This window comes from Imhoffiella purpurea, from assembly GCF_000585215.1.
Taxonomy (GTDB): Bacteria; Pseudomonadota; Gammaproteobacteria; order Chromatiales; family Chromatiaceae; genus Imhoffiella; species Imhoffiella purpurea.
This window is the reverse complement of record NZ_AONC01000039.1, coordinates 1-15,745: the sequence shown is the minus strand read 5'-3', so window position 1 is coordinate 15,745 and position 15,745 is coordinate 1. Positions and strand designations below refer to the sequence as shown.

12 protein-coding genes and 1 CRISPR repeat array are annotated in these 15,745 nt (G+C 63.4%); of the genes, 2 read left to right on the top strand and 10 right to left on the bottom strand.

All coding sequences use genetic code 11. The annotated features are described in order from the left end of the window. Positions 1-295 precede the first annotated feature (295 nt). Positions 296-5,023: direct repeats of the CRISPR family, unit length 29 nt; unit sequence CGGTTCATCCCCGCAGGCGCGGGGAACGG. A gap of 93 nt (positions 5,024-5,116) precedes the next feature. From cas2e to cas3, 10 genes are all read right to left on the bottom strand, one after another. Next, the gene (gene cas2e / locus D779_RS13010) at positions 5,117-5,416 is read right to left on the bottom strand and encodes a type I-E CRISPR-associated endoribonuclease Cas2e (protein WP_043754709.1); all 300 of its coding nucleotides are present in this window, start codon (positions 5,414-5,416) and stop codon (positions 5,117-5,119) included. After that, entirely contained in the window at positions 5,397-6,314 is a 918-nt protein-coding gene (gene cas1e / locus D779_RS13005; protein WP_043754707.1) for a type I-E CRISPR-associated endonuclease Cas1e, read from the bottom strand. The genes cas2e and cas1e overlap by 20 nt, the downstream gene beginning before the upstream one ends. A 69-nt stretch (positions 6,315-6,383) precedes the next feature. Continuing rightward, on the bottom strand, positions 6,384-6,812 hold the full coding sequence (locus D779_RS13000) for a PIN domain-containing protein (RefSeq protein WP_043754706.1): 429 nt from the start codon (positions 6,810-6,812) through the stop codon (positions 6,384-6,386). Further along, positions 6,802-7,029: a hypothetical protein gene (locus D779_RS12995; RefSeq protein ID WP_043754704.1), complete on the bottom strand. Its 228-nt coding sequence runs from the start codon at positions 7,027-7,029 to the stop codon at positions 6,802-6,804. Before D779_RS12995 ends, D779_RS13000 begins: the two co-directional genes overlap by 11 nt. 119 nt (positions 7,030-7,148) lie before the next feature. Then, complete coding sequence (gene cas6e, locus D779_RS12990) at positions 7,149-7,778, bottom strand: type I-E CRISPR-associated protein Cas6/Cse3/CasE (RefSeq protein WP_043754701.1); 630 nt, start codon at positions 7,776-7,778, stop codon at positions 7,149-7,151. Beyond that, positions 7,775-8,458 (bottom strand): type I-E CRISPR-associated protein Cas5/CasD, encoded by a 684-nt coding sequence (gene cas5e / locus D779_RS12985; protein ID WP_043754698.1) that lies wholly within the window; start codon positions 8,456-8,458, stop codon positions 7,775-7,777. The genes cas6e and cas5e overlap by 4 nt, the downstream gene beginning before the upstream one ends. 11 nt (positions 8,459-8,469) lie before the next feature. Then, on the bottom strand, positions 8,470-9,645 hold the full coding sequence (gene cas7e, locus D779_RS12980; RefSeq protein ID WP_043754695.1) for a type I-E CRISPR-associated protein Cas7/Cse4/CasC: 1,176 nt from the start codon (positions 9,643-9,645) through the stop codon (positions 8,470-8,472). Continuing rightward, complete coding sequence (locus tag D779_RS12975) at positions 9,646-10,104, bottom strand: CRISPR-associated protein Cse2 (RefSeq protein ID WP_043754693.1); 459 nt, start codon at positions 10,102-10,104, stop codon at positions 9,646-9,648. Next, on the bottom strand, positions 10,101-11,618 hold the full coding sequence (casA, locus tag D779_RS12970; RefSeq protein ID WP_043754692.1) for a type I-E CRISPR-associated protein Cse1/CasA: 1,518 nt from the start codon (positions 11,616-11,618) through the stop codon (positions 10,101-10,103). The genes D779_RS12975 and casA overlap by 4 nt, the downstream gene beginning before the upstream one ends. 397 nt (positions 11,619-12,015) lie before the next feature. Continuing rightward, positions 12,016-14,664 (bottom strand): CRISPR-associated helicase/endonuclease Cas3, encoded by a 2,649-nt coding sequence (gene cas3 / locus D779_RS12960; RefSeq protein WP_043754689.1) that lies wholly within the window; start codon positions 14,662-14,664, stop codon positions 12,016-12,018. A gap of 151 nt (positions 14,665-14,815) precedes the next feature. Here cas3 and D779_RS12955 point away from each other — a divergent pair, with 151 nt between their 5' ends. Beyond that, positions 14,816-15,466, top strand: a complete 651-nt coding sequence (locus D779_RS12955; protein WP_043754687.1) for a type IV toxin-antitoxin system AbiEi family antitoxin domain-containing protein — start codon at positions 14,816-14,818, stop codon at positions 15,464-15,466. Further along, positions 15,463-15,708, top strand: a complete 246-nt coding sequence (locus tag D779_RS12950; RefSeq protein WP_043754686.1) for a nucleotidyl transferase AbiEii/AbiGii toxin family protein — start codon at positions 15,463-15,465, stop codon at positions 15,706-15,708. The genes D779_RS12955 and D779_RS12950 overlap by 4 nt, the downstream gene beginning before the upstream one ends. The last annotated feature ends 37 nt before the right edge of the window (positions 15,709-15,745 follow it).

Sequence of the window (15,745 nt, the reverse complement as noted above, 5' to 3'; positions counted from 1 at the left end):
GGAGCACTCATAAGGGATCTCTTTCTCGAGACAGAATTTCTGCGGCGCACCCCGTATGCCACAGATCTCAAGCCTGATAAGCGCTGAACACAGTAAGGACTTGGGGCGCACACGGACAGATGATCGAATGCTGCTATGGTCGGTCACGGAAAGCAATTTCAGTGGGCAAACGGACATATTCCATTGTCGCTATAAGCCATCTGATGACCGAGAGCAGCCGCAGTGCGCTGCACTTCACGCACTTCACCAAGGAGTGGGGATCGAGGCCATCTTTTAGGGTTTTTCGCTGATCTGGCGGCTGATCTCCGCGGGCGCGGGGAACGGGGCGAGGTCATCAATTCGCATCAGGCCCAAGTCGGTTCATCCCCGCAGGCGCGGGGAACGGTACATCTCCTACAACAAGGACATGACCGCCACCGGTTCATCCCCGCAGGCGCGGGGAACGGGACCAGGGCCGGCGGCATGTGTTCGGGCAGGACGGTTCATCCCCGCAGGCGCGGGGAACGGTTACTTCTCCGGTATCGTGTCAATGGAAGATACGGTTCATCCCCGCAGGCGCGGGGAACGGCATAATTGCGCGACCCCGGAAGTCCTGATGTACGGTTCATCCCCGCAGGCGCGGGGAACGGTGATCGGCGAGTTCGAGCGCGTCGATCAGGGCCGGTTCATCCCCGCAGGCGCGGGGAACGGTGATCGGCGAGTTCGAGCGCGTCGATCAGGGCCGGTTCATCCCCGCAGGCGCGGGGAACGGTCCGGCAGCGTCATGTCCGACTCGGGCCTCTGCGGTTCATCCCCGCAGGCGCGGGGAACGGAGCGCCCCGGCCGGCGAATACCAATTCAATTGGCGGTTCATCCCCGCAGGCGCGGGGAACGGGGTACGAGTTCTCGGACGAGGACCATCGTCGGCGGTTCATCCCCGCAGGCGCGGGGAACGGGACCCTTTACGAGTGGTCCGGCTATTCCAATCCGGTTCATCCCCGCAGGCGCGGGGAACGGGTTCCTCGTGCAATCATGCGGCACTCTCGTCCCGGTTCATCCCCGCAGGCGCGGGGAACGGATGCCGTAGATCTCGGCGAACGCCAGCCAGTCCGGTTCATCCCCGCAGGCGCGGGGAACGGCTGTATCACGAAAAGCGGTGTTTATCGCTGGGCGGTTCATCCCCGCAGGCGCGGGGAACGGCGCCGATCTGGGCTTCGTCTTTGTGGTCATCACGGTTCATCCCCGCAGGCGCGGGGAACGGTGCACACCGGGCGGAATCAGCACCGTGCCGCGCGGTTCATCCCCGCAGGCGCGGGGAACGGAGCGCGTCGGTGACGGCCGCCGAGGGCAGGATCGGTTCATCCCCGCAGGCGCGGGGAACGGGCTCTGGAGAAGCATCGGCATAAGGGCCTCGACGGTTCATCCCCGCAGGCGCGGGGAACGGTGGCGAGTGACGAGGTCCGGATGGCGTTCGATCGGTTCATCCCCGCAGGCGCGGGGAACGGTCCGTCGCCGCTTTCTCGCCCTCTTCTGTCAGCGGTTCATCCCCGCAGGCGCGGGGAACGGCCGTTGCAGTGGCGCACATCGAGGCCGCGGTCCGGTTCATCCCCGCAGGCGCGGGGAACGGCCATTGACCCGCGCCGGCGAGGTTCACGAGGACGGTTCATCCCCGCAGGCGCGGGGAACGGCGCATGTTCCATATCCAGATTGTCGGTCGCGTCGGTTCATCCCCGCAGGCGCGGGGAACGGCACACCCGAACTCGATACAGCGCATACAACGCCGGTTCATCCCCGCAGGCGCGGGGAACGGCAGAGCGTTCGGATCGATCCCGGCCTGCCAACCGGTTCATCCCCGCAGGCGCGGGGAACGGTTCATCTGCGGTCGCAATGGTCTGGCCGGACCCGGTTCATCCCCGCAGGCGCGGGGAACGGTCATGGCTGTCTATGCCGCCGGCAACTGACTACGGTTCATCCCCGCAGGCGCGGGGAACGGGTCAGCCAGACCAGCATGGAGAACGACGACGTCGGTTCATCCCCGCAGGCGCGGGGAACGGGCCGGAGCTGTTGCCGGCAGGACGTCGTAGACCGGTTCATCCCCGCAGGCGCGGGGAACGGCGGCGCGATCGGCTCCTCAACCGAGTGGACAACGGTTCATCCCCGCAGGCGCGGGGAACGGGGCGGCAAGGTCGTCCACAGCGAAGCCAAGACCGGTTCATCCCCGCAGGCGCGGGGAACGGTCCCCGAGTTCATTGAGTCGCTCAAGCCGCGCCGGTTCATCCCCGCAGGCGCGGGGAACGGTCGTATAGGACAATAGTGGCTAATCCAGGGTCCGGTTCATCCCCGCAGGCGCGGGGAACGGTCGCCGGCTCGGTGGTTGTTGTGGTGCTCATGCGGTTCATCCCCGCAGGCGCGGGGAACGGCAAAGCCGACGTCAAGCAGGTCGAGGTCTCCGCGGTTCATCCCCGCAGGCGCGGGGAACGGGCGTTACGCATCGCCGTCACGACTTGGTCACACGGTTCATCCCCGCAGGCGCGGGGAACGGGCCATCACGGGTTACGACTGAGACGGTTTCATCGGTTCATCCCCGCAGGCGCGGGGAACGGCAGATCGACCTGGCCGGATGTAGCCGTCGTGACGGTTCATCCCCGCAGGCGCGGGGAACGGATCATCAAAGGTGCGCTCGCTGGCGATCATACCGGTTCATCCCCGCAGGCGCGGGGAACGGGCGGGCCGTTCGCCAACGTGCTCGGGCACTCGCGGTTCATCCCCGCAGGCGCGGGGAACGGTGAGGGCACTGGTGAAGGTGATGTTCAAATACCGGTTCATCCCCGCAGGCGCGGGGAACGGGGCCCCGATGAGGATCGGCTGCTGCCCTACAACGGTTCATCCCCGCAGGCGCGGGGAACGGACTCCTTCGGTGTTCACGGCCGTTTTCCCGGTCGGTTCATCCCCGCAGGCGCGGGGAACGGCGCATCGGGGACATCGTCCCGGGAGAGCCGGTCGGTTCATCCCCGCAGGCGCGGGGAACGGCGGACGCCGCGCAGGCATTGGATCAGTTGGACCGGTTCATCCCCGCAGGCGCGGGGAACGGCTGTCCAGATGGTGAAACGGAGCACAATAATCCGGTTCATCCCCGCAGGCGCGGGGAACGGTTCCATTCATCGCCGTTGAGCCAGGAATGAACCGGTTCATCCCCGCAGGCGCGGGGAACGGGCCGTGAGCCAGGCCAGAGAAGAGCCAGGCGACCGGTTCATCCCCGCAGGCGCGGGGAACGGTTCTGTCTTGCCTTCACTCCAGAGGCCCAGGACGGTTCATCCCCGCAGGCGCGGGGAACGGCTGATGGACATCCTCCAGGGCATCATCGATTTCGGTTCATCCCCGCAGGCGCGGGGAACGGCCCTTTGGGGCGAATCCCTCTCACTCAGCTGGCGGTTCATCCCCGCAGGCGCGGGGAACGGTCAACGGACAACCGCCATAGGTGCACTCATGGCGGTTCATCCCCGCAGGCGCGGGGAACGGGTCATTCTGTTGATTCTGAGCCTACCCCTGACCGGTTCATCCCCGCAGGCGCGGGGAACGGGCCTCGGCCCAGGTAATGCCGGTCCGGCGGCCCGGTTCATCCCCGCAGGCGCGGGGAACGGGGGTGCACGACCTACCGAAGGCTCTGGGGGCACGGTTCATCCCCGCAGGCGCGGGGAACGGACACTGCTCGCACAGCGCATCCGGCAACCTGACGGTTCATCCCCGCAGGCGCGGGGAACGGTCTGCAGACAGGACCCCGTGCAACCGCGAAATCGGTTCATCCCCGCAGGCGCGGGGAACGGATTCCTCTAAAAAATCAGATTCAGTCATACTACGGTTCATCCCCGCAGGCGCGGGGAACGGGCAAGCTTCGACATCCCCGCGGGCCTGGCCTACGGTTCATCCCCGCAGGCGCGGGGAACGGCTGAAGAAGGTCCAAGAGCCAGGCGAAGAGGTCGGTTCATCCCCGCAGGCGCGGGGAACGGCACATACCTCAGAGCGCTGAGGCCGCATATGGAGGTTCATCCCCGCAGGCGCGGGGAACGGACGCCGAATACGAGGCAGGCTGAATAGGCGATCGGTTCATCCCCGCAGGCGCGGGGAACGGCTAACCAAAGAAGACGGTGATCTACTCAGAATCGGTTCATCCCCGCAGGCGCGGGGAACGGTACTACGGCCAAGATTTTTGAAACGCTGCCGTCGGTTCATCCCCGCAGGCGCGGGGAACGGGTCACGCACAAGCCTCGACGAGCACAACATACGGTTCATCCCCGCAGGCGCGGGGAACGGGATCGACTCGATATAGGCGGCATATGCCTGGACGGTTCATCCCCGCAGGCGCGGGGAACGGTCGTCAAACGCATACAGCTCTCTAGTCTCCAGCGGTTCATCCCCGCAGGCGCGGGGAACGGCAAATCACCGGCGTCGCGCGTCCTGCATGCACCGGTTCATCCCCGCAGGCGCGGGGAACGGAATCCAGGTTCAACCATGTATTCGAGGATGAACGGTTCATCCCCGCAGGCGCGGGGAACGGGCGATCCCGGACAAAACGGATTCGGGTATTGCAGGTTCATCCCCGCAGGCGCGGGGAACGGATCTGGATGCAGCAAAACAGCGAGAGTCGGATCGGTTCATCCCCGCAGGCGCGGGGAACGGGACTCGATGGCCGTTTTGCATTGCTTCGATGGCGGTTCATCCCCGCAGGCGCGGGGAACGGCGAGCTGTTCGCCAGCGTGCTCGGGCGCTCGCCGGTTCATCCCCGCAGGCGCGGGGAACGGTGCCGATGCATTGAAATGAATTCGATCTGATCCGGTTCATCCCCGCAGGCGCGGGGAACGGTTGATAGCGCGGATAGGCGCGGATCACGGAATCGGTTCATCCCCGCAGGCGCGGGGAACGGGTGATCGGCGATCGCGTCGAGGTCAAGCGCCTGCGGTTCATCCCCGCAGGCGCGGGGAACGGGATTGACAGCGAGAGCAGCGAGACAAGCGCACCGGTTCATCCCCGCAGGCGCGGGGAACGGACTTCCCGTATTTATCTGATTTTCATGTGGAAATCAGACGAGAAGAAATCTACCAAAAAAATCCCCCTTTTCAAAGGGGATGGTTCTCGATTGTCAAAGATCGTTCTGTGGCTCATTGGGCGGCAGGAAACTGACCAGGCGGAGGCCGTCGAAATCGACCGGGATGCGTCGGTTCGGGCCGACGGTGAGGAAATCGTAGCCGGATTCGGTGTTGGTGCTCCAGGCCATCACGGCGTTGCCTTCTTCCACACCTTCCTGCACCTGAGCCCAGATGAATTCGCGCAGCCGCTTGGACGGGGTGCCGATATAGACGCCGGCGCGGATCTCCAGCAGCCAGACGGCGAGCCGGCCGCGCAGTCGGGGCGGGACGTTCTCAGTGACGATGACCAGCATCGCCCAGGGGCTTCCCGTCGTCGATGGCCGGGGCGACCGCCTCCGGTGCCGGTTCGGGTGGAGCGATCTCTCCGGCGGCCAGCACCTCCTCGATCATGGGGATGATCTTGCCGAGCAGCTTGCTCTGGCGGAAGACATCGCGGCAGGCCAGTCTCACCCGGCGCTCGGCCTCCGACTTGGGCGGATCCTGGGCCGCGATCTTGAACGCCACCGGTACCACGGTCTCGAATTTGACGATGTCGGCCATGTCGTAGACGAACGATTGCGGCTTGCCGGTGTGGATGAAGCCGACCGCCGGGGCATAGCCGGCTGCGAGGATGGCGGCCTCGGTGATGCCGTAGAGACAGGCGGTCGCCGAGGACAGGCAGGTGTTGGGCAGGTCGCTGCTGTCCCATTCGGAAGGATCGTAGCGACGACCTTTCCAGGTGACGCCGTACCTCTTGGCCAGGTTCTCGTAGGTCTTCTTGACCCGCGCCCCCTCGATCCCGCGCAACTGCTCGACGCTGCGCCGCTCCGGCGGCTTCTCGCCGAAACGCAGCTCGTACATCTTGCGCACCACCTTGAGTCTGGCCTGGTCGTCGAGCGCCAGCTTGGCCTGATAGAGCAGCCGGTCCGAGCGCGCCCCGCCCGGCTGACCGGAGGCATAGAGACGGACGCCCGCCTCGCCGACCCACACCAGCAGGGTGCCGACCCGTGCCGCGAGCGCCGCCGCCTTGTGCGAGACGCGCGTGCCCGGCTCCAGCATGATGCAGGCGACGCTGCCGATCGGAATGTGGGTGCGCACGCCGGTCTTGTCGATCACCACGAAGGCGCCGTCGAGCACGTCGATCTCGCCGTACTCGATGAAGATCATCGAGATGCGTTCCTTCATGGCGATGGGCTTGAGTGGGGGGAGCATAGAGGAGTCAGTGCAATTCCTTGTTGAGCCGGCCAGTGCTCAAGCGCTATGAGCAGTGGCTGGCTCCGATCAGATGGTTTCCGCGAGCAAGGGGTTCATGATCGTCAGCCTGTGGTCGACGACCTGTCCGTGCTGCATATCCTCCGAATAGAGCCGACGACAGTTGGCCTCCAGCGCTGCTGCAACGATCAGGCTATCCCAGAAACTGAAGCTATGTTCGCTCCTCAATCGACTGGCTGTGCGATGACATTCCAGATCGGTTTGGACCACTTGGCAACGCCGATAGAGCCCCTCGATGACGGCCAGCAGAGATTTTTCCTCCATGCCGGCCTTCTTCAGCAGGTTTGCCGCGACCTCGGAGATCACCTGCGTACTGATGACGTAGCGGGTCGTTGTCTCCACCAGTGCCAGGGCGCGAGCATGCTTGGCTTCCTCGCCTGGTCTCAGAACAAAGGCGTAGAGCCAGAGATTGGAGTCGACAAACGGGCTATCGTGCATGGGCCTCGTCCCGCGAGAGGGGAACGAAGTCGGAGATCACAAGCGGATTGCGTGCGAGCCTGATTAGCGCGTCGTCGTCCGCCGCAGGCTGATCCACCTTGGTGGCCGAGTCGAACATCACCACGACTCGCACACGCTGCCCGGTCGAGAGGGTCGTGGACTCTGGTAGCGGGATGGATTGGTCTTGCACGAGGGTTTCGAACTCGATGGCTTGCATCTGCGTCACTCCAATGAATCATGCGGTGACCTCGATCTGATCGACCTGGCCAGTTGGTGTGGGCAAGGAAAACGAGGTATCGCCCTCCAGTCATTCCAAGATATCCGAGACTTCTATAGCTAAGGCGTGATCCGGCGCACCAGTAGTAGACCACAGCCGAGCGACTTGGCAGGACCAAGGCCGTTCTCCAGTCGCGCGACGAGCGCCTTCGGATCGAGGACCGTCAAGAGCCCCTCGAAGGTCGCACAGAGAACCTTTCCGCCTCGGTTGGCCTTGCGGAAGTAAAGGGGCGGATGCGGTGTAACGGAGACGACCTCGACTTCGGCGACATCCTTGAGTCTCTGTATCAGCCAGGATCTTTGGGTTTCCTCGGTGATCAGCGGAACACGGCAGGTATCGCGAGTCTTTCCTGGCTTGCTGTCTATCTGTCGATCCTTGATGGTCTTGATCGGGTTCGCCGTCAGAATGAAGGCGAGCCGTTGGCCTTGCGATGGTTGCGGATCGATCTCTCGGCTACCGATGAGATTCATGGATGCCTCGGGTTGTGGCATGCGTCTGGATTGAATTAAAACCTGGGCCGATCGGCCGGCTCGATGCTGCTCCACCCGGAACAGGAATCCCTGACGCGGCTGATCCTGCGTTCGGCGTGATTCCGCCGCTTCGCCGGGAAAGAGCCGCCAGATGGCACGGTGCATATCATAGGGGTTGCGCGTCTCGGACCAGGGGATTTCGGCGCGGCTCAGGATCATGAGGATTCCTCCTCGCGATGCAGATAGATGCGGCGGTTCGCGAACTGGCGATGACGGCCGTACTGGGGAACGTCGCGGATCGAGGTCGGGCGGTCGGAGACGAGCTCGCCCTCGGAATAGATGAGCCCCTCTGCGGGAGGAATTCGAGCCAACGCCTCGATGGCGTTCGCGGCATCGATGCAGTCCGGGCGTTCGAGCAAGGGGCGGCCGAGCGGGCAGGAGCGTCTTCCGAGAACCGGAGTGAAGTAGGGCCGCCGCAGCGATTCGGCGATGCGGTCCAGGCCGAATCGGGCGCCGGATCTGGATCCGATGGCGACGGTGAAGGCGGCGTCGTAGAGATATTCACGCTGTGACTGGATGGGATATCTGTTCGTGGATCCGTCGACCTTTCGGGCATCCAGAACGGTGTGGTAGTCGGACAGCTTGGTGCCGCGCTTGGAGGCGAGTTTGTCGATTCCGGGACGCGGGGCGCCGGTATCGAGTCGAACCGTGAATTCGACGCTTTCTGCAAGCGCCTCGAGGCCCTGGATATCGGCTCGGTCCAGCCCGAGGCAGGCACCCAGGAGACCGAGCAGCCCGCTACGGGTCGGAAAGAGATTGCTGGGGCGATAGTCCTCGAAGGTGTGCGTTCCCCATGCCTGCATAGGGCCGTCGAGTCTGAGAATCAGATAGCTCGGCATGATGGCTCGCCTCAGGCTCGGCCGTCTTCGGCAAGCCAGTTTTCGAGATCGGCGATCGAGGTCATGGCCTCTTGGCCGCCCAGCTGGACACCGTTCCGTAGCGCGAAGGCCCGTGCCTGCTCGTCGAGTCCATAGGCGGCGTTGACGCGCGTCCAGTAGTCGGCGAGGGCGCCGATGGAGGGTTTGAGAAAACCGCCGAGCTTCCAGTCCCGCTCGATGGGCTCCTCGAAGGCGTTGGCCAGCGAGACGGGCTGGTCGGCGAGGCTGACGATCACGAAATCGGCCAGGTTGTGCGCGGCGAACGACTGCTGTTTGGCGGAAGGCACCACGGTGGCGATCAGATGCAGGACATGGCGTGCGACCTCGAGCGCGCGGGCGCGCGATTGCGCCGTCTCCTCGGCGTCGATGCGCGACAGCAGCCCCAGGTTGACCTGAAGCTGGCGCAGATTGAGGCTGGCATAGCGATAGAAGACGCCCGCCGAGAACTGCTGGGTGTTGAGGTGTCCGGCGCCGGTTTCGCCGGCATCCTGGGTCAGGTCGTCGACGGCGGTGAACCAGTCGATGTCCTGGGGCTCCACCGTGTGGGTCGTGATGGCGTGGGCGACGGCCAGCGCTCCATCCACGGGATAGACGAGATCCGAGTTGGCCATGCGTCCGGAGAGGGCGACGTCCAGGTCGATATGGGCGCGCTGCTCGCGCTCCAGACGCTGGATCTCGGTCTTCAGGTAGTCGATGCGTCCCTTTTCGGACTTGGCGGCGGCCTCGGTCAGAAGTTGGCGGATGCCCTCGATCTCGGCCTTGCTGAATGGAATGATCTGGGTCTCGATGTGGCCGCTCTTGGCTCGCTCGTATTTCTTGATCTCGTCCGGTTTCGTTTTGCCCTCGAAGATGGCGGCTGCGAACAATGCGCATTGCTCCAGCGCGTCCCCCTGCTCGGCGGATTCGGCCGCCTCGCGCAGCTCAGCCGCCATCGCGTCGAGTAGGCGCCGCGTCCGCACCGACCGGTTGAACTGCTCGGCGTAGTAGGGACTGAACCGAAAGGCGCGCTTGAGCGACTGGCTGGAGATGCGCACCCGCGTCTTGCCGCCGAAGATGGCGGTCTTCTGCATGTTCATGTCGTCCCGGTTGAGACAGGAGGGGCTGTGCGAGATGAGGACGTGGAAATTGACGAAATTCCTGGCGGTCATTCATTTGTCTCCCTGATCGAGCTTGTGGAGGGCGATGTAATAGCCTTCGATGAAGCGGCGCTTGGTCGGTCCTTTCTTCTTCCTGCCCCAATACCAGGCGAGCGGGGCCAGATCCAGCCAGCCGACGTCGGGATGCAGTTGCATCACGAGGCGTCTCAAGGCGACGAGGTCGTCCGGCGGGTTGGCGCGGGCGATCTGGATGATTCGCTCTTCCGAGATGCGATCGGCGCACAACGCCATGAATCTGGTGCCGGTGGCGAGTTTGGGGCACCAGGGCAGGAAGAAGGCGGCCTGCACTTCCTGGTCCGATGGTCTTCCACCTGGAAACAGGCGGTAGAGTCCAGGCGTATCCCTCAAGTCGTCCGGCTCCGCGACGCGTCGCAGGTCTGCCTGCGCGCCTTTGGGCAGACGCTTGAAACGGGCGTGGTATGCGGCAAAATCCGTCTCTTCGGTGCTCATTTGCCCTCCTTGAGTTTCTTGAGATCGGCGTTGAGGCTGCGGCGCGCCCAGGCGATGATCGGGATCAGCTCGGGCTTCATGGTATAGGGGTCGGTCAGCTCATCGAAGATGCCGCGGCAGTCGGCGGCGAGCCTGTCGACATAGATCGAGCGCCGATCCCGCCAGTCGTCGAATGTGGCCCGGTTGGAGAAGGTCGCCAGGATCTTGCTCTCGGTTCTGGCGTAGAAAAGCCGCTCTCCCGTTTCGTGGAGCGGAACGCCGATGCCCGGCAGGTCCTTGTCCTTATAGCCCTGGCAGGCGAAGTAGAGCTTGCCGCGAAGGGTCTTCTTGGCCGACAGGCCTAACTCGACCAGATCCTTCAGTCGCCCTTCATCGTCATCCCAGCCCGCAGCCAAGGTGATGAGTTCATGGCGGCGTTCCAGAACCGAGGCTTGCTTGTTGCGGTAGCCGCCGACGATCAGGTGAAGCGGTCGTCTTTCGCTATCCGTTGCCGCCAGCGTTTTGGCTTGGGCGATGGGTGCGGCCGGCCGGCTGCCTTCACCTTTGGCGCCATCGATACGAATGACCATTTCGGTGAGTCGCGTCCAGGCAGGTGCCTGCGTGGTGAAGGAGGCGAATTTCATCTCCAGCGCCTTCTTTTTGAGGTTCATGTGGAGCACGCCATGCGGATGGGGCCAGGTGTTCGTCAGCGTGAAGTTGAACTTCTCCTTGCGAAAGCCCGTGTAGAGCGGACCGGCCTCGATGCCGAGCAGATCGCAGACGCCGGATTCGCCGGCGGGCACCAGCTCGACATGGGCCGGCTGCCAGAAGAGTCCACGAGCGAGACCGATCTGGCTGGCGTGGATGGTTTCCTTTTCGCGAATCGGGTCGATCCAGGTGGGGCGATCCCGGGTCGGGTCGTGGGTCCAATCCGGGAAGTCCTTGCGAATGAATTCCGGGATCAACACGTTGCGCCAGACCCGCTCGCGCAGGTTTCTGCCATCGACGAGCGTGGTGATGGGCGCACCGCCGCGCAGGCTGCCCTTGAAGCCGCCGCCGAAGCTGGGGCAGTTGGTCGCCTGGTGGAAGAGTGCGATGGCGGCGATCGGTGCAGAGATCGCTCCGACCTCTCCGGGGGCGTTGAAGAAGGCGTGATTGGTCCCTTCCGGCAGCCCGATCAGGAGCTTCTGGATGGGGGTGACGTCCTTGGCGACGACCCCGCGGGTCTGCATGAAGGGCTGAGTCGGATGATCGAGATCGAACCAGTCCCGGCAGGGTGAGATGCCTGCTTCGAACTCCTCTGGCGTGAGCGGCGTATCGAGGCGTTCCAGTAGGGCATCGTCATCGGTGGGGAGGAACATGATTTGTGTCATGCAGATCAGGAGCTGCAGACAGGCCAGTTCCAGGTCGTCCCGAGACAGGCTGATCTGCCAGTCTTCGTCCGTGCAGAGCAGTTCCCGGTAGGTGAGCAATCGGAAGGCGCCGCTTCCGTTGTTGGCTCGTACCGGGATCCAGGGTGCTTCCAACAGGTCCATGTTCGTTTCCTTAATCGACGCGAATGCTGAGAATTCGGCAGGAGTCTCGGAAGGCTAAAGCAGTAGATAAAGGGTTGTTGGCAATATGGAAAATATAAAAATCAGCAGAACAAGTCTGGTCATCAATCTAAGTGCGACGATCCCGTCAGGGCCCATTCGGCCAAGTTCGACTGCCAACTCTCTTAGGGCCTTGACCAGCTCAAGCATGATGACGATCACCAAGCGGTAGTACACGTTGAGGTGAAGTGTAGCCAGATTTGAAAATATAGCAAGAGTTGAGATGTTCGTAAAAAACGACGCTAGGCTATACTCTCTTCGGTTCCCTCGCTTGCGTTTAGCGAGGGATGATCCGAGTTGTGATGTCCGAGTGGCATTGGTGCTTGGGTTGTTCCCCGCTTCAGCGGGGTGTCTCTGACGGCGGATCCATGAGGTCCGCCGTTTCTCCCTTCGCCAGGCCAAGCTCGGTGGTGTAGCAGAGTCCCCCGTCGAGACTCTTCCAGCGCTCTTCTCCATCCTTCTGCAGCGTCAGCCGAATTCGGCCATCCTCATCGCGATCATGGCCTGCGAGCTGCTTATCGTTCCAACTGCTGGGCGCGGGAAGGCTGTTCAGCATCATGGCCTCGGCTCTGGCGCGATCGTCCATCTGGCCCGGGTCTTCACCGTCCAACAGGCAACCGTCTTCTCTGAGTGGCAGAACGGAGAGACTCATCTCTCCGTCGCGGGTGAGCGAGGTGGCACGCTCGTCGTCGTCTCGAAACTGAGTCAGGTTCATGGTCGTGAGGCGCTGTGCTTTCTTTTCTGCCTCGGTCTGATCGTCTCGCCACGCCAGATGTTTGCCGTAGACCTGCTCGGGCTCCTCGTCCCAGGGATCCTCTTCGTAGACGGGCTCGATCCATTCCCGATACGCCTCCGGAAAAGATATCCGTTGGTGTTGTGACAACATGGACTCGGTCCGCCACAGGAGTCGTGCATCGCCGTAGATCAGTTCCTGCAGCTCGTAGTCCTCGGCTTGAACGGACAGGATCGTGCAAGCCGGCTCCTCGAAGCCGGGTGGCCGCCAGTCGCGCAGATGTCTGTGCAGTCGTCCGATCCGCTGGAAGAGGAGGTCGACCGGACAGATCTGGGTGATGAGCCAGTCGAAATCCAGGTCGAGACTCTGCTCGATGACCTGGGTGGCGACCAGGATGTGTCCAGACCCACGTTCAGCCATGCGCCCGTAGCGCTCGATCACGGTCTCTTCGATCCGCTGCCGGTCCTTGAGTCGGAAGCGGGCGTGGAAGAGGTCGACTGGCGTCTGGATCTTCCGGGCCTCCTGGCGAAGCCGAATCCACAGCCGCTGGGCGTCGTCGACCGTATTCATGACGATGCCGACCAAGGCGCCGGATTGGGCCGCTTGGAGGATGCGCTGGATCAGTGCCTCGTCGGGCCGAGCGCCCGGCAGTTTGGAAAGCGTGATCGAAATGGTGCGTTGGGATGGGCGCTCCGAATCGGGCAAGAGCAGCGGGGCGTCGGATTCGGCCAGCGCGGTCGTATTCCAGATGGCCGGATAGGCGGCCTGCTCCGCGATCGTTTCGGTACCCCAGGCGCTCAGCAGCTTGGATCGGATTCTAGCGGGCAGTGTCGCCGACAGCAGGATGACGCTTCCTCCAACCGCCTTTTGGCGCTTGAGCACCTCGACCAGCAGGCCGTTCATGTAGGCATCGTAGGCATGGACCTCGTCGACGATGAGCACCGAGCGGTGTAGTCCGAATGCCCGGACGAAGTTGTGCCGGACCGGGAGCACGGAGAGCAGGACCTGATCGACCGTGCAGACGCCGATCTGACCCAGAAAGACCCGCTTGCGGCTGCTTGCGAGCCAGGCGGCACATTGGGCGCTGGCCTCGGGCTCCTGTTCCGTCGCTGCCCTTGAGCCGGTATCGACGAGCCGCTGGAATTCCCGGTTGAGTCGGCTGTGACCATGGGCCAGAACCAGATTCGCTCGCCCGAACGCGGTCTCGGCGAATGTCTCGCAGCGCCCGAGCATGGCATTCGCGGTCGCCTGGGTGGGCAGGGCGAAGACGATCGACTCGGCGAGTCCGGCTTCGAGCAGGCGCCAGGCATAGGCCAAGGCCGCCTCGGTCTTGCCGCTGCCCGTGGGCGCCTCGACGATCGTCAGTCCCGCATCGAGCGGGAGACGGTCGATCATGACCTGGACTCCGCGCGGGTGCTCGTTTCCTTTGAGTAGCGCCGACAGTCCTCGATAGGGCTGCGCAGGGGCGATCAGGCCGAAGCGTTGGAGGATGTCTTCCCTGGCGATCTGCTCGAGCCGCGATTCCAGATACTCCGCTGGAGAAGGCCCCGGGGCCGAATACTGGAAGACGTCCGCGTTGGAGCCGATCCAGTCGCACAGGCTGCAGAATCCCGCGATCAGGTTTCTCGCCTCGGCGTTGCATGCCGGGGGCGGGTCTTCGAGTGTCAGCTCGGCGCTTCGCAGGAAGAGTTCGGTCGAAGTCTCGACCCAGGCTTGGCGGGCATTGGCATCATGGGCTTTGATCGCCGTATCGGCATAATCGGTTGGAAGTAGGTCGTCATTCTCCGGGATCTCCCCGTGATGTCCGGTCACGGGGGCGAGCCATGAGACCCAGGCTTTCTTGGCCCGGCGGCTTCTCGGTGTGAACCAGCTGTGGAGTTCTTCGATCGACAGACGAAACCCTTCCCTGCCGTGGTCGTAGTGCCCCAGCGCTGTGTCGATCAATCTGGAGGAGGAGAGCTCGGGCCAGGTCAGGGGCAGGATGTCAGGCGACTTGACCTGAAAGAGCGCATGCAGCTTGCCGATGTCGTGGAGCGAGACGAAGAAGAGGACCCAGGGGAGGAGCTGAGGCGATGATTCCTCGGTATCGAGCGCGACGGCGAAGGTGCGTCTGACGGCGGGGGATCGGCTCCAGAATGCGGAGGCGACGGCGGCGACATCGAGCGAGTGGTAGGCGAAGGGGTGCCATTTCACGGGGCCTTCGATTTCTTGGTCCGCCTTGCCCCAATAACACCAGTAGCTTGCTGTTGCCTCCATGATTTCCGACCTCCTTGCGACTTGTATGGAGCTGAGCATAACCGCGAGCAGAAGCCTCTGCATTGCTTTGAGTTTCTGTGGTTTGTTCGGGTCGATCCAAGATTCGATAAAATGTTGGAAACTTTCATTCGATGAAAGTATCTTGCATTTTATGGAGACGTTGACCGAATCGATCATTGCCGCGGGCTGGGCTGAACGCATCCTCACCGAGGGGCAGTTGGCGCGCCTGCTCGATGGCACTGCGCAGCGGCGTTACAACCTGGTCAACCGGGCCTTGCATCGCGGCGAGCTGATGCGGCTGCGGCGGGGGCGCTATCGTTTGGCCGCCTCGGTGTCCGGAAAGCTGGCGCATCCCTTCGTGGTGGCTCAGGCGTTGCGGCCGGGCTGCTATGTGTCTCTGGAGTCGGCCTTGAGCTTTCACGGCTGGATTCCGGAGGCGGTTCCCATGACGCTCGGCATCCTTCCGGGCCGTCGGCGCGAGGAATACGAGATTCCTCGACTCGGAACCTTTCGGTTCTGGCCGCTGGCGGTGAATCCGGGGTTCTTTCTCGAGGCGGTCGAGCGGGTCGTGATCGATGGGCAGACGGCGCTGGTGGCTCGGCCGTTGCGGGCCTTGCTGGACCGGTTCTGTTTGCTCAAACGGGATTGGCCGGGAGCCAAGGAGCTCGCGCACGACATGCGCATCGATCCGGATCTGATGGCGTCGCTGGGCCGCGATGAGCTGGATGCCTTGCGTCCGCTGTACCGGCATCGCCGGATGCGGGCGGCGATCGATGCCATGGAGCGGGAGCTGGTGTCATGATCGATCTGCTGCGCCGTCGACTCGAGGACTATGCGGCGACCGATGCCTGGCGCGAGGAGCAGGTCCTGAGGGAAATTCTTCAGGAGGTGGTCCTGTACGCGCTATGGCGCGCCGATTTTTTCGCGGTCACGGCCTTTCAGGGGGGCACCAGCCTGCGGCTGATGCACGGCTTGCGCCGTTTCTCGGAGGGGGTGCGGCCTCGAAATGATGTCGTTTCGAGGGTATGCTTTGAGCTTCTGTAACAACGAGAGAAGGCTTCGTCGTGGCGAAAGTGGTCAG